This is a genomic window from Niallia oryzisoli (assembly GCF_043641075.1).
Lineage (GTDB): Bacteria > Bacillota > Bacilli > Bacillales > Cytobacillaceae > Bacillus_BD > Bacillus_BD oryzisoli_A.
This window is the reverse complement of record NZ_JBHZRC010000001.1, coordinates 1095566-1108388: the sequence shown is the minus strand read 5'-3', so window position 1 is coordinate 1108388 and position 12823 is coordinate 1095566. Positions and strand designations below refer to the sequence as shown.

Annotated in this window: 16 protein-coding genes and 1 other annotated feature (1 of these 17 only partly in view); all 16 genes read left to right on the top strand. The window is 37.6% G+C overall.

What is annotated here, in order from left to right:
- Positions 1–31: 31 nt before the first annotated feature.
- The 16 genes from ACHUFV_RS05620 to ACHUFV_RS05545 all read left to right on the top strand — a co-directional run bounded on the left by ACHUFV_RS05620 (position 32) and on the right by ACHUFV_RS05545 (position 12702).
- Entirely contained in the window at positions 32–823 is a 792-nt protein-coding gene (locus ACHUFV_RS05620) for a cell division protein FtsQ/DivIB (RefSeq protein WP_394232607.1), read from the top strand.
- Positions 795–1502, top strand: coding sequence for a DUF881 domain-containing protein (locus ACHUFV_RS05615; protein WP_394232606.1), 708 nt, complete (start codon positions 795–797; stop codon positions 1500–1502). The genes ACHUFV_RS05620 and ACHUFV_RS05615 overlap by 29 nt, the downstream gene beginning before the upstream one ends.
- Before the next feature lie 32 nt (positions 1503–1534).
- Entirely contained in the window at positions 1535–2260 is a 726-nt protein-coding gene (locus ACHUFV_RS05610; protein ID WP_394232605.1) for a DUF881 domain-containing protein, read from the top strand.
- 2 nt (positions 2261–2262) lie between these two features.
- Positions 2263–2616 carry a small basic family protein gene (locus ACHUFV_RS05605; RefSeq protein ID WP_394232604.1) on the top strand — a complete coding sequence of 118 codons (354 nt, stop codon included), beginning with the start codon at positions 2263–2265 and terminating at the stop codon, positions 2614–2616.
- A 201-nt stretch (positions 2617–2817) separates the two neighbouring features.
- Entirely contained in the window at positions 2818–4101 is a 1284-nt protein-coding gene (gene ftsA / locus ACHUFV_RS05600) for a cell division protein FtsA (protein WP_394232603.1), read from the top strand.
- A gap of 85 nt (positions 4102–4186) precedes the next feature.
- Positions 4187–5332 (top strand): cell division protein FtsZ, encoded by a 1146-nt coding sequence (gene ftsZ / locus ACHUFV_RS05595; RefSeq protein WP_394232602.1) that lies wholly within the window; start codon positions 4187–4189, stop codon positions 5330–5332.
- Between the two features lie 265 nt (positions 5333–5597).
- Positions 5598–6524 (top strand): sigma-E processing peptidase SpoIIGA, encoded by a 927-nt coding sequence (gene spoIIGA, locus ACHUFV_RS05590; RefSeq protein ID WP_394232601.1) that lies wholly within the window; start codon positions 5598–5600, stop codon positions 6522–6524.
- Positions 6525–6896: 372 nt separating this feature from the next.
- The gene (gene sigE, locus ACHUFV_RS05585) at positions 6897–7616 is read left to right on the top strand and encodes an RNA polymerase sporulation sigma factor SigE (RefSeq protein WP_394232600.1); all 720 of its coding nucleotides are present in this window, start codon (positions 6897–6899) and stop codon (positions 7614–7616) included.
- 159 nt (positions 7617–7775) lie between these two features.
- Positions 7776–8558 (top strand): RNA polymerase sporulation sigma factor SigG, encoded by a 783-nt coding sequence (gene sigG / locus ACHUFV_RS05580; RefSeq protein ID WP_071395416.1) that lies wholly within the window; start codon positions 7776–7778, stop codon positions 8556–8558.
- Between the two features lie 125 nt (positions 8559–8683).
- The gene (locus ACHUFV_RS05575) at positions 8684–8953 is read left to right on the top strand and encodes a YlmC/YmxH family sporulation protein (protein WP_394232599.1); all 270 of its coding nucleotides are present in this window, start codon (positions 8684–8686) and stop codon (positions 8951–8953) included.
- 71 nt (positions 8954–9024) lie between these two features.
- A complete protein-coding gene (gene pgeF, locus ACHUFV_RS05570; protein ID WP_394232598.1) occupies positions 9025–9849 on the top strand; it encodes a peptidoglycan editing factor PgeF in 825 nt (274 codons plus the stop codon).
- A gap of 3 nt (positions 9850–9852) precedes the next feature.
- Positions 9853–10527, top strand: coding sequence for a YggS family pyridoxal phosphate-dependent enzyme (locus tag ACHUFV_RS05565; protein WP_394232597.1), 675 nt, complete (start codon positions 9853–9855; stop codon positions 10525–10527).
- A 12-nt stretch (positions 10528–10539) separates the two neighbouring features.
- Complete coding sequence (locus tag ACHUFV_RS05560) at positions 10540–10983, top strand: cell division protein SepF (protein ID WP_394232596.1); 444 nt, start codon at positions 10540–10542, stop codon at positions 10981–10983.
- Between the two features lie 6 nt (positions 10984–10989).
- The gene (locus tag ACHUFV_RS05555) at positions 10990–11253 is read left to right on the top strand and encodes a YggT family protein (protein ID WP_394232595.1); all 264 of its coding nucleotides are present in this window, start codon (positions 10990–10992) and stop codon (positions 11251–11253) included.
- Between the two features lie 78 nt (positions 11254–11331).
- Positions 11332–12105 (top strand): YlmH family RNA-binding protein, encoded by a 774-nt coding sequence (locus tag ACHUFV_RS05550; protein WP_394232594.1) that lies wholly within the window; start codon positions 11332–11334, stop codon positions 12103–12105.
- A gap of 81 nt (positions 12106–12186) precedes the next feature.
- A complete protein-coding gene (locus ACHUFV_RS05545; protein WP_394232593.1) occupies positions 12187–12702 on the top strand; it encodes a DivIVA domain-containing protein in 516 nt (171 codons plus the stop codon).
- A gap of 41 nt (positions 12703–12743) precedes the next feature.
- Positions 12744–12823, top strand: a binding site (T-box leader); it runs 159 nt beyond the window's last position.

Genomic DNA, 12823 nt, shown 5'->3' with positions numbered 1-12823 from the left:
TTATTTAATGAAGAAATGAGAGGTGATTGGAATGGAAAATGGTAATGTTGTCTCAATTGAAGATCGAATACCCAAATTAAAACAGCAGCGCAGAAAAAAAGCCAATCGACGACTTATCTTTTTACTATTGCTATTTTTTATTCTAATCGCTTTTATATTATATTTTCAATCTCCGTTAAGTTATGTTAAACATGTCGTAATCAGCGGAAATACATCTCATTCTGATACTGAAATCGCTGCAATTGCAGGAATTAAGAAGGATACAAATATTTGGAAAGTTAGAGATAAAGAAATTGAAGAGGACCTGAATGCGTTACCTGAAATGAAAAAGGCAGTAGTAACAACCAAATTGCCCAATTCAGTCATAATAACGGTTCAGGAATATAAACGGATCTCCTATATCGCTAAGGGGAAAAACTTTTTACCTGTTTTAGAAAATGGCAATATTCTTCATGAGAAGAAAACAACAGACCTTCCGTTAAATGCCCCCATTTTATTCAGTTTCACTGAAAATAAAGCATTGAAGGAAATGATTGTTAGTTTGGAAAAGTTACCACCAGAAGTATTGAACTCAATCTCTGAAATCCATTATGATCCAACAGATTCAGATCCATTTCATATTGCGCTATTTATGAATGACGGAAATCAAGTGAGCGCAACCATTCGAACCTTTGCGGAAAAGATGTCCCATTACCCTTCAATTATTAGCCAGCTTGATCCGACCCAAAAAGGCGTTATTAATTTAGAGGTTGGTTCATATTTTAAGGCTTATGAATTGGAAGGAGATGCGCCTGATGAAACAGACCAAGATCGTGAAGGGTAGGTATGTCACATTAACCATTGTCTGCCTTGTTTTTGGCTTTATGCTTGCATTCTCCTATCACTTTACAGAAAAACAGGCAAGCAATACAAATATGACAAGCAGTCAATTTACAAGAGATATGGAGCTTAGAAATGAACTGATTGATCAAGAAGAGAAAAATCGCGTCCTTCAGCAAGAACTAAGTAAAAAACAGCAGCAAGTATTGAAAATTGAAAAGGAATTATCAAATGAGGCAGATATTTACTTTAACCTTGCCGAGGATACTGAGAAATATCGTATGTTTCTCGGTAAGGTTAAAGTAAAAGGAGAGGGTGTTCAAGTAACCCTTGCGGACAGTGATTATCGTCTGGATGAACAAAATCCCAATCAGTATATTGTCCACGAACATCATGTGTTTAGAGTCATCAATGAACTTTATATTTCCGGTGCAAGTGCAATTGCTATCAATGGGCAGAGGCTTTCACATGATTCATATATCCTCTGCAACGGTCCGGTAATTGAAGTAGATGGGAAAAGTCTACCTGCACCCTTTGTCATCACAGCAATTGGCGACGCTGACACAATGGCGGATTCTTTAAATCTAAAGGGCGGGGTAAAGGATATTCTTGTAAATGAAAATGTCCAATTTACTTTAGAGAAAAAAGATGAGATTGTGATCAATGCAAAATTAAACGGTTAATCGTTTTTGTACAAATAAGGTGGATTGGAAACATGGGGCAAAAAAGATATTTCAGCATCACGATTATTACAATAATCATCGGTTTTATGATAGCAGTTCAATATCAATCCGTAAAAGAACCAGTTGTTCGTGACACTCGTGATACATCACAGCTCCGGGAAGATCTAGTGAAAGAAAAAGAGCTTTATTTAAGTTTGATTCGAGAGATACGATCGAATGAAGAAAAACTTGAAAAATACGAAACAGAGCGATCACAAAGTAAGGAACAGATATTGAAAGAAACCCTGAATGAGTTAAAAGAAGAAGCAGGCTTAAGTGAGGTTGAAGGACCGGGAATTGTGATCAATATTGAACATGTAGATGAAGATTTATTGCTTGGGAAACAAGTCTCAGCTATTTCTCCCTATTTAATTCAGAGATTAGTTAATGAATTAAACCAATATGGTGCAAATCAGATTTCAATTGCTGGTCAACGACTGATTAATTCCAGTGTGATTCGTGATATCAACGGGCAAACAAAGGTGGATGGCTATAGTTTGGATTCATTTCCAATTGAATTAAAAGTAGTTGTTGAAAATATAGATGCAGCCAAAAAACTATATAATCGTATGGAGGTTTCTTCTTCAGCAGAAGATTTTTTTATTGATAATTTTCGATTAACAATATCGGAGCCGGAGTCGGGCCTCACCATTCCAGCATATAAGGACAGCCTTAAAATCCGACACATGGAGCTGGCAGAGACTGAAAAAGGAGGGTAAACATGTGGCTTCCTGTACTCGGGTTACTAATAGGACTATTTCTTGGTTCCCTTGCCGATATAAAAATTCCTGTTGAATATTCCAATTATTTATCGATTGCTGTACTAGCAGCGTTGGACACTTTATTTGGGGGGATTAGAGCACATCTGCAAAATATTTATGATGAAAAAGTATTTGTATCAGGCTTTTTCTTTAATATTATTTTAGCTGCAAGTTTAGCTTTTCTAGGTGTCCATCTTGGTGTAGACTTATATTTAGCAGCAGTTTTTGCATTTGGCGTAAGGCTTTTTCAAAATATTGCTGTAATTCGAAGGATTCTTCTAACAAAGTGGTCAACAAATAAGGAAAAAATGTAAAAAAATTAAATTTTAAAAAGGGAATAATTACATTTTGACGAATAATTTTAAGATGTAGAAAAAAAGCGAACAAAAATTGCAGTCATGCAAAATGCTTTTGTTTTCAAAACCAGAAAGCAGGTTTTGCTCGTCAATGATAATTAGTACTTAAATTAGAGACTTGTTGTTCAAACAGTAATTTGTAAAGGGAGGTGCCATAGAATGAACAGCAATGAAATTTACGTTAGCCTTGACATCGGTACATCCAGTGTGAAAGTAATCATAGGTGAAATGGTCAACGATGCATTAAATATTATCGGAGTGGGGAATGTGCCCTCTGAAGGATTACGAAAAGGTTCAATTGTTGATATAGATGAAACCGTTCATTCTATTAGGAAGGCAATAGAACAGGCTGAAAGAATGATAGGGATGGACATTCGGCAAGTGATTGTTGGAATTACAGGTAATCATATCATGCTGCAGCCATCACACGGAGTAGTGGCCGTATCAAGTGAAAATAGGGAAATATCGGATGTGGATATCGCTAGAGTATTAGAGGCTGCACAAGTTGTTTCGGTTCCTCCGGAAAGAGAAATAATTGATGTAATCCCAAAGCAGTTTATTGTTGATGGTCTTGATGAAATTCATGATCCGCGTGGCATGATCGGTGTTCGACTTGAAGTAGAAGGCACCATTATTACAGGTTCAAAGACAATCCTACATAATATTTTGCGCTGCGTAGAAAAAGCAGGTTTAGAAATATTAGACATAACGTTACAACCGCTTGCAGCGGGTTCGTTTGCTCTCTCAAAGGATGAAAAAAATCTTGGTGTAGCACTTATAGACATTGGCGGAGGTTCAACAACGATTGCGTTATTTGAACAAGGCGGTTTACGTGCAACATCTGTCCTTCCTGTAGGAGGGGACCATATTACAAAAGATATATCGATTGGACTTCGTACTTCATCTGAAGATGCAGAAAAAATAAAAATTAAATATGGACATGCTTTTTATGATTATGCTTCCGAAGATGTAGTATTTAATGTTCCGATTATTGGCAGTGATCAGCAGCAGCCTTTTAACCAATTAGAGTTAAGTGATATTATAGAAGCTAGATTGGAAGAAATCTTTGAATTAATACTAGCGGAAATTCATCGCTTAGGCTTAAGGGATGTGCCTGGTGGTTTTGTCCTAACCGGCGGCGTAGCAAATACTCCTGGAATTCTTGAATTGGCACAGGTTGTGTTCGAAAACAGGGTTCGTATTGCGATACCTGACTATATTGGCGTTAGAGAGCCGCATTTTACGACTGCAGTCGGTTTAATTAAATTTGCGTATAAAAATGCAAAAATTCAAGGTAGACAGATGAGTACTCCTTCTGTCAATCATGAAGTAAAAGAGAAAAGGCCGGCAAAGCAACCGCAGGCAAAATCAAAACCGGAAAAACAACCGGAAGAAAAAGTATCTTCAAAAATGAAAAAGTTTTTTGGCTACTTTTTTGAATAATAATAACGAAATAACAGACTGATATAATGTAGCAATCCGAGTATGCACTGCTAACAGGAATATCGACGAATTAGGAGGATTTGTCATGCTGGAATTTGAATCAAATGTAGAGGCACTAGCGACGATAAAGGTTATAGGGGTTGGCGGTGGTGGGAATAATGCCGTTAACCGTATGATAGAGCATGGTGTTCAAGGTGTAGAATTTATTGCAGTTAATACCGATGCCCAAGCATTGAATCTCTCAAAGGCAGAAGTGAAAATGCAAATTGGCGGTAAATTAACAAGAGGACTTGGTGCTGGCGCCAATCCAGAAGTAGGAAAAAAAGCTGCTGAAGAAAGTAAAGAGCAAATTGAAGAAGCATTAAAGGGTGCTGATATGGTGTTTGTTACAGCAGGTATGGGTGGCGGAACTGGTACTGGTGCAGCCCCTGTAATTGCACAAATCGCAAGGGATTTAGGTGCGTTAACTGTTGGTGTTGTAACAAGACCATTTACATTTGAAGGTAGAAAAAGGGCTACACAGGCTACTGGCGGAATTTCCTGTATGAAGGAATCTGTCGATACATTAATTGTGATTCCGAATGATCGTCTCCTTGAGATTGTAGATAAAAGCACTCCAATGCTTGAGGCATTTAGAGAAGCGGATAACGTTCTTCGTCAAGGGGTTCAAGGTATATCTGACTTGATTGCAGTACCTGGTTTGATTAACCTTGACTTCGCTGATGTGAAAACAATTATGTCAAATAAAGGCTCCGCTTTGATGGGAATCGGTGTGGCTTCAGGAGAAAATCGAGCTGCCGAAGCGGCAAAGAAATCCATTTCATCCCCATTACTTGAAACATCCATTGATGGTGCGCAGGGCGTATTATTAAATATTACTGGTGGTTCGAATTTAAGTCTTTATGAAGTACAGGAAGCAGCAGATATCGTTGCAAGTGCTTCAGACCAAGAAGTAAATATGATTTTTGGTTCAGTTATTAATGACAATTTAAAAGATGAAATCGTTGTAACTGTTATTGCAACTGGTTTTAATGAAGAAGTTGTGCAAGCAAAGCCGTTAAGACCTTCCTTTGGTCAACAACAAAAGCCTGCTGCCAATACAGTAAAAAGGGAACCCAAAAGAGAAGAGCCTCCTGTAGAGCAGCCAAGAGTAAGTGCGCCGCAGCAGGGTCAAGGTGAGGATGTTCTTGATATCCCAACCTTCCTTAGAAATCGTAATAGAAGAAGATAAATAAAAATAAGAAAAAGGCATAGCCGCAGGCTATGCCTTTTTCTTATTTTTGCAAGCTGTGGGGTTTCTATTAAAGCGGTGGTAGATAAGGGAAAAGGCCTGGTTTTTGTATATAGATGGTGTTGAAAGTTAGATAAATGAGTGACAAAAAGCGTTGGGAATAGGGAAAATCTCTGCTTTTTTATAACCAGAAAGTGACACACTTCATCAATCAATGTAATGTATACTTTTTTGTAACAGATTAATAGATAAAGGAGGAAACCGATTGGCAGTTTATTTAGATATTATATGGTTATTAAATTTCTTTTTTGATAGCCTCCTTCTTTATTTAACTGCCCTGGTGTTAAAAAGGGATTTCCGTTATTGGAGACTTCTTTTAGGAGGGTTGATCGGTTCACTTATTATCATTTTAATGATTACACCATTGAGTACCTTTTCAGGTCACCCAATCGTTAAATTATTGTTTTCAGTCATCATGATTTTAACTGTTTTCGGTTATAAGAGATTTAAATATTTTATCAGCGGACTTATGACATTTTATTTGACTACCTTTCTTGTTGGCGGCTCATTAATGGGCATACATTATTTTATTCAATTTGATATGAAACTTTCATCATCCGTTTTGTTGGCAAGTGTAAAAGGTTTTGGTGACCCGATTAGCTGGCTGTTTGTTGTCCTTGGCTTTCCATTAGCGTGGCAGTTTTCTAGACGTAATTTTGAGCGAATTGAAGTGGCGAAAATTCAATACAACCAGAAGGTGCTTCTCGAAATTGTTTTGGGCGGTAAATCATATCGTTTTACGGGACTTGTAGACAGCGGCAATCAGTTATATGACCCAATATCAAAGTCACCGGTTATGTTTGTATCCGTAAAAAAAATAATTGAGGAGCTTCCAGAGGATTTAAGGGAGGTAGCATTAAGCGCAGAACAAGTGATTCTAGGTAATAAACCATTGGCACCAGAGTGGGAAAGCTGTATGAGAGTTATTCCATATAAAGTGCTAGGAAAGGAACATCAATTAATTATTGCCATCAAGCCAGAGCAAATCATGATTACGCAAAACGGAGAAACCATTCAAGTAAATAAAGGCCTGGTATCCTTTACGATGCAGGAACTATCCTCAGATGACAGCTTCCAATGCATCGTCCACCCAAAAATGCTCAATGGAATACGAAAAGCGGAGCCGGCTTGAACAGGGGCGACAAGCATAAGATGGCCCGAGGGTGAGGTTGTTCTTTAACCTCATCATCGGGACAGCTAATGACTCGAGCCCCTAGCCGGCGGAGCTGGACACAGAAAAGCGGAGCCGGCTTGACCATGGAATCCTGTTTCTAGCTAGGCTGTGGTTATCAACAATGTTAAAATCGGTCACCAGTTTGTTGATTGAAGTGGAAGCCACGGAGACTCCTGCGGGAGAAGCGGGACAGTCGAGACCCCGCAGACACGAAGTGTCGAGGAGGCTCGGCGGTCGCCCGCGGAAAGCGAAGTGCCTGGAACGGAAATCAACAACCAAGCTAAACAGAGTCAAAATGATATTAATCAACCGCCAAAAGGAGGAATAATGATGAAAAAATTCAAGCTGCGCCTCGCGTATTATTGGTATAAGCTATTGTTTAAACTGGGCTTAAAAGCCGATGAAACCTACTATATTGGCGGAAGTGAAGCATTACCGCCTCCTTTAAATAAGGAAGAGGAAGCACTGTTGATTGAAAAACTCCCAACTGGTGATAAAGCCGCAAGGTCAATTCTAATTGAACGCAACCTGAGGTTGGTTGTTTATATCGCAAGGAAATTTGAAAATACTGGCATTAACATTGAGGACTTAATCAGTATCGGTACCATTGGTTTAATTAAAGCGGTAAATACATTTAATCCAGAAAAGAAAATTAAACTTGCTACATATGCATCACGGTGCATTGAAAATGAGATACTCATGTACTTACGGAGAAACAACAAAATTCGCTCGGAAGTATCATTTGATGAACCACTTAATATTGATTGGGATGGCAATGAGCTGCTCCTTTCCGATGTGCTTGGCACAGACGAGGATATCATTACAAAGGATTTAGAAGCAAGTGTGGATAAAAAACTATTATTAAATGCCCTGCATCAGCTCTCAGATCGAGAAAAACAAATAATGGAGCTGCGTTTTGGTCTAGGTACAGGTGAAGAAAAAACACAAAAAGATGTTGCTGATATGCTGGGAATATCGCAATCCTATATCTCACGTTTAGAAAAGCGAATTATTAAAAGATTGAAAAAGGAATTTAACAAAATGGTGTAACGAAAAAAATTTTTCTTACCAAAGAATAGGGATGATTCCCAAGGTTTGTTAGGTTTTTTTCTGCTTTGATTATTTTCGCTTGTTTCCATGCGTGCATATTTTTCCTTACGGGGGAGATACTGTTTTTTGTACAGCAACTCCTGTAAGGAGGGAAATGGATTGACGCGAAACAAAGTAGAAATTTGCGGTGTTGACACATCAAAGCTTCCAGTATTAAAGAACGAAGAAATGAGATTGCTTTTTAAGCAAATGCAACAAGAAGGGGACATATCCGCACGGGAAAAACTCGTTAACGGAAACCTGCGCCTCGTATTAAGTGTGATTCAAAGATTTAATAACCGAGGCGAGTTTGTTGATGATCTGTTCCAAGTTGGCTGTATTGGACTTATGAAATCAATTGATAATTTTGATTTAAGTCAAAACGTAAAATTTTCCACCTATGCTGTTCCGATGATTATCGGAGAAATTAGACGTTATTTGCGTGATAATAACCCGATTCGAGTGTCGAGATCACTCAGAGACATTGCTTATAAGGCGCTGCAAGTACGGGAAAGATTAATGAGTAAAACATCACGCGAACCAACAGCAGAAGAAATTGCAAAAGAGCTTGATGTTCCACATGAAGAAATTGTTTTTGCACTTGATGCAATTCAAGATCCTGTATCACTATTTGAACCGATTTATAATGACGGAGGAGATCCGATCTTCGTCATGGATCAGTTGAGTGATGAAAAGAATAAGGATATTAATTGGATTGAAGAAATCGCTCTAAAAGAAGGCATGCGCAGATTGAATGAACGGGAAAAGCTGATACTGAGAAAGCGATTTTTTCAAGGAAAAACACAAATGGAAGTGGCAGAGGAAATTGGTATTTCTCAGGCCCAAGTTTCCAGGCTGGAGAAAGCAGCAATCAAACAAATGAATAAAAATATACAAAGCTAAAGCTGCCAAATAAAGGCAGCTTTTTTATTCGCAAAAAAGTCTTTCTCTAAGAAAATGCAGATAAAGTGATTTTTCGTATACATTTGCTCATATAGATAAATAAGGCGAACTGTAGGAGTGAAGGTATGGTAAGAATCTCTGAATTTCAAATAAAAGATGTGGTAAACGTTGCTGACGGGAAAAAGCTTGGCAATATTGGCGATATCGAAATCAATCTTCAAACCGGTAAGATTGATGCCATCATTATTTCCGGCTCAGGTAAAATACTTGGCTTTTTTGGTAAAGATGAGGACATCGTAATTCCTTGGAAGAACATATTGAAAATAGGTGAAGATGTAATACTTGTCCGTTTTAAAGAAACTACTGAGTACAAAATGAATGAAGAAGAAGCATGATTATGTTTTTTTACTGTGATGCGTTTTCATTGTGTGATAGAATAATTTAATAAAATAAAAGAGGTATTGAGATGGATCCATTTAGATTAAAAGAAAAAGAATATTTTATTATTGATGATTGGGTCCAAAAATTTCCAAACTTAACTGTAGGATTTACAACAAAGAATGGCGGCAAAAGCAGCGGGGATTATTCAAGTTTAAATGTCGGTTTTCATGTAAATGATGTGGAGCAGTCTGTATATGAAAACCGGCTTCTTTTAGCAGAAAAGCTTGATTTTCCTATACAGCATTGGATAGGAGCCCAGCAGACCCATGAAATAACAATCAAGAAAATTACCGCAGCTGATAAAGGAATGGGTGCAAATTCATATGACAATGCCTTTAAGCAGACTGATGGATTTTATACGTTTGAGCATGGAATGTTAATGACTCTTTTGTTTGCGGATTGTGTTCCGCTCTACTTCCTGCATCCTGGGTCAGGTGCGGTTGGTATTGCCCATGCAGGATGGAAAGGAACGGTAAATGGAATTGCAGAGGAAATGGTTCGTGCATTCAAAACAGAAGGATTGAATTCAAATGACATTTTTGTGGCAATTGGGCCTTGTATATGCGAAAATTGTTATATAGTTGATGATCGTGTAATAAAATTAGTGCAAAATAAACTAGAAGATGTCGATGTAAAACCATATAATTTAATCAGTGATCATCAGTATAAATTAAATCTACAGCAATGTAATAAAGAACTCCTCGTAAAGGCAGGGGTTCAAAGGGAAAATATATTAATTACGAATCTATGTACCAGTTGTCATAAGGAGCACTTCTATTCACATCGTAGAGATCAGGGTAGTACCGGAAGAATGATGAGCTTTATTGGCTGGAAGGAGGCTATTCTGTAAGAAATGAAAGTAGCAGAAAATTTACAGACCATCAATGAAACAATAGCAAAAGCATGTGAACAGTCTAACCGCAGTCCAGAAGAAATTAAAATTATTGCAGTTACCAAATATGTATCCATTGAAAGAGCAAAGGAAGCACTAGACTCTGGAATTGTAGATCTTGGAGAGAATCGCGAAGAAGGGCTAACAGCTAAATGGGAAGCATTGCAGGACAAGCCAACTTGGCATTTTATTGGATCACTGCAAACACGAAAGGTAAAGAATATTATTGATAAAGTAGACTATATTCATTCTTTAGATCGCCTGTCACTGGCTACAGAAATAAATAAACGGGCAAATAAGAAAATAAAATGTTTAGTTCAAGTAAATGTATCCGGTGAAGAGTCGAAACACGGGTTAGCTCCTGAAGAGGTTATGAGCTTTATAGATGAATTGAAACAATATTCGAATATTGAGATTGCCGGCTTAATGACAATGGCACCTTTTACGGAGGATAAGAACTTTTTACGTCAATGCTTTAGTAAATTGAAGAATATTCAATTGGACATTCAACGTTTAGAACTAAAAAATGCACCTTGTACAGAATTATCGATGGGGATGTCAAATGATTATGCAATAGCCATTGAAGAAGGTGCAACAATGGTTCGCATTGGGACAGCCTTAGTCGGGGAAGAATAGGAGGTTCGAAATATGAGCATTAAATCTAAATTTAAAACATTTTTCTTTTTAGATGATGAATATGCTGATAACGAAGAGGATCAATTTGAAGAAGAATATGAACCAGAAAAAAAACAAAAAACATTCTCACCACCGCCTAAGCAAAATGTTGTAAGTTTACAGAGCGTCCAAAAGTCCTCTAAAGTTGTATTAGTCGAACCTCGTGTATATGCAGAAGCTCAGGATGTCGCAGATCATTTGAAAAATAGGAAAGCAGTTGTGGTAAATTTACAACGCATTGACCATGACCAGGCAAGAAGAATTATTGACTTTCTTAGCGGAACGGTCTATGCAATAGGCGGAGATATTCAAAAAGTCGGTATGGATATTTTTCTTTGTACACCAGATAATGTCGAGGTTTCAGGCAGTATATCAGAATTTCTTCAAGAAAAAGAATTTGAACATACGAGGTGGTAATGGTAAATGGGTTTCGTTATTAGCATATTGTCTACGTTAATTTATTACTATTCGTGGGCACTTATTATTTATATTTTAATGTCATGGTTTCCAAATGCCCGCTCATCCGCAATTGGACAATTTTTGGGTCGTATATGTGAGCCGTACTTAGAGCCTTTCCGTCGATTTATTCCATCCATTGGGATGATTGATATTTCACCAATCGTTGCATTTATGGTTCTGAACTTTGCTACAGCAGGATTAGGACAACTTGCAAGATGGTTTGTATAATGCTGAATAAAACAGCTTAGTTAAAGAGGCTCAGAAAATCTGTCCCTTTTTATTAGCTTTTAATGTAAGGTGAAAAACATGTCAATCTACCAGCACTTTCGACCAGAGGAAAGAGATTTTATCAATCAGGTATTGAATTGGAAGGCGTATGTTGAACAAGCATATGCACCGAAATTAACAGATTTTCTTGATCCTCGTGAACAGCAAATAATGAAAACGATTATTGGTCAGCAAATGGAAATAAAATGGGGTCTTTTTGGAGGTTCTGAATTTACAGAACGAAAAAGAGCCCTTATATATCCGGACTATTTTCAAAATGAAGATAGCGATTATAAAATACAATTATATGAAATTCAATATCCTAATAAATTTATCAGCCTCGCGCATCGTGATATACTAGGAAGCTTGATGTCACTTGGTTTACGGCGTGAAAAGTTTGGAGATATTGTCATCGTCGGCGACCGGCTGCAATTTTATTGTGCAGAAGAGGTCGGGGAATATGTCCGTCTTCAATTACAAACAGTGGGAAGGGCGAATGTTCAGTTAATTGAACGGCCTTTGTCTGATAGCATTGCACACCAAGATCTGTGGGCTGAATCGGTCGTTTCTGTTTCTTCACTAAGGCTTGATACAGTGATATCATCGATTTTTCAATTATCTAGGCAGAAGTCTCAAAGCTTAATCAGCGCAGGACTCGTAAAAGTAAACTGGACAAGCATTGAGAGTGCTTCATTTGAATGCGGTGAAGGTGATACGATTTCAGTACGTGGTTTCGGACGCGGCAAGCTGTTTTCAATTGAAGGGAAAACCAAAAAAGAGAAATGGCGTATTTCAGTCGGGAGACAAAAATAATTATTAATTATGCAGGAATATAGATAAGTTTGTCGAAAAAGAAAAAGTGCAAACTAGAGAAAATACTTGGGAGGTGGCAGTATGCCATTAACGCCTTTGGATATACATAATAAGGAGTTTAGTAAAGGATTCCGGGGATATGATGAGGATGAGGTAAACGAATTCCTTGATCAAGTCATCAAGGATTACGAAATCGTTCTTCGTGAAAAAAAAGAGTTAGAAGATAAATTAAACGAGATGACTGATCGAATGGGTCATTTTAACTCGTTAGAAGATACGCTTAATAAATCAATTGTAGTTGCCCAGGAAGCTGCAGAAGAAGTAAAGCGTAATGCTCAAAAAGAAGCTAAGCTGATTATTAAAGAAGCCGAAAAGAATTCCGATCGTATTGTAAATGATTCACTTTCAAAGGCGAGAAAAATTGCTCTTGAAATCGAAGAGCTTAAAAAGCAATCAAAGGTATTCCGTACTCGTTTTAAAATGTTAATTGAAGCACAACTTGATTTATTAAATAATGATGATTGGGATCACTTGCTCGAATATGAGCTTGATTCTACTGAATTAAAATCAACGCAAGAGGAAGATTCCTTAGCTTGACGATTGACTGTAAAAAAGCATATAATGGCATATACAATATTAATTTAACGTTGATAGGGACAGTACAGCTTAATTTGCTTATCTAGCGAGCCGGGGATGGTGAAAGCCCGGTCTAGGCACT